The organism is Phocaeicola sp. RTP21198st1_B8_RTP21198_201120, assembly GCF_040929485.1.
Taxonomy (GTDB): domain Bacteria; phylum Bacteroidota; class Bacteroidia; order Bacteroidales; family Bacteroidaceae; genus Phocaeicola; species Phocaeicola dorei.
In genome coordinates, this window is sequence record NZ_JBCOCI010000050.1 from 35,619 (window position 1) to 37,306 (window position 1,688).

General features: G+C 36.0%; 1 protein-coding gene and 1 pseudogene. One reads left to right on the plus strand and one right to left on the minus strand.

Annotation, left to right across the window (positions count from 1 at the left end):
• Nucleotides 1-435 (minus strand): annotated as a pseudogene (locus tag AB5935_RS16185) (TlpA family protein disulfide reductase); the annotation flags it as partial.
• A gap of 181 nt (nucleotides 436-616) precedes the next feature.
• Between AB5935_RS16185 and AB5935_RS16190 the strand changes: the two are divergent.
• Nucleotides 617-1,579 carry a winged helix-turn-helix domain-containing protein gene (locus tag AB5935_RS16190; protein ID WP_008656628.1) on the plus strand — a complete coding sequence of 321 codons (963 nt, stop codon included), beginning with the start codon at nucleotides 617-619 and terminating at the stop codon, nucleotides 1,577-1,579.
• Nucleotides 1,580-1,688 lie beyond the last annotated feature (109 nt).

Genomic DNA, 1,688 nt, shown 5'->3' on the forward strand with positions numbered 1-1,688 from the left:
GTCTTCTGTTTCCAAAGCATACCTGACAATATTCTTGCAATAATTAAAGAAAGGTGGGGTCAACGGTCTGAAAGGTAACGGTCTGGTGGTAAAATTATCGATTTTTATTTCCTTGACAGCATGATTCACCAACACACGTACTTCACCATTATAACCGAATTGGAACTCTTTACCATCATCTGTTCCCAAATTCACAAAACTTGCCCCTATCGTAGAATCAGCCGGATTATCGAACTCTTTCACCATATATTTTCTAATACTGGAAGGAATTGTATCACCAGGATTCCAGACTTCGCCCTCTACTTTATACGTTGCTGACTTAATCTGCTCTAAATTATCCAACACCTTTTTCAAATACTCTCTCTTGTCATCTTGGCCATTCACCACATACACCGGCAATAACAAGAGAAAAAATAAAACAGCTTTTGTTCTCATACGTTTCTTGCTTTTATTGATTCGCAAAATATTTTGCTGACGCAAAGAAGAAGAAAAGCCTGTATCTCTGCAAAATATTTATCTGAACTCTTTCTGAATTTTCTCCTTTTTCAGAAAAAGATCAGATAAAACACCTGTTTTTTCCTTAACGTTATTTACTTTTGCATTTAAAATTCATACGATGAAAAGGGCAAAAACACACATTATCTTATTTATGGCAGTCACCATCACCGTTCTATATACTGTTTATATCGCTTTTCATAATAGTGCCGAACGAGTGAATACCCAAATAGACCACGCTTTCAAATCCGCCATTACGGAAGATTACAATGAAAGACTTGCCTACATCAGCTATTATCATCCCGAACCTACAAACTGGGATATAAAAATGTATACTATCGCTCCCAGCCTACACCAAAAAGTAAAAAGCTACACCATAAGAACCAGACAAGGAAAAACAATCTATACCTTTAAAGACAGCCTGGACGAGCAGACCGCCAAACGTATGCTGAACCAATACATTCTATCCCAACTAAAACCCATAAAGCCCGATGAATTAAATGCAACCTTTAGAAAGATATTATCCGATCATGACATAACCGGCAGGACCGGAACTATTTATTATAACAAATCCATTTCCCAACACAGTGACCAAAGTTCTGCAATTCCCCGAACGGCATACAATACTCCCCGATACATAGTAGATATCACCCAAAACATCAAGGTACAAGCATGGGTAAACTATGACTTCAAAACCATTTTACGACACATAGACAACACTCTCTTTTGGCTCATCGGACAATTGATGATTCTTATTTTCATACTCATTTTTCTTAAAAAGGAAAAGGATACTCAAACACTCCTTACTCTTATGAACATAGACATGGAGAAACAAGAGTTGTATATAGGAAACAAAAAGTGCAACATTCAGAAATTAGACCTCACTTTACTAAATATGCTTTATGAAAAAGCAGGAACTTGCGTAAGTCGTGAAGAAATAAAAAAGAGTCTCTGGCCTACGGATGATAATGCCAATGAAAAAATAGATGCACACATCAAATCAATCCGGAAAGTTTTAAAAGAATTCCAAGAATATAAATTAATAACAGTCAGAGGAAAGGGTTATTATCTACGTATTCCATAATCCAGATTCCAGGCATTCTTTTAAAACAATATCCGCTAAATCATCTTTCCGAAAAAGCCTGTTTCTATTTTATTTCCTCCTTTTTTTATGTATATTTGCGGCTCTTTTA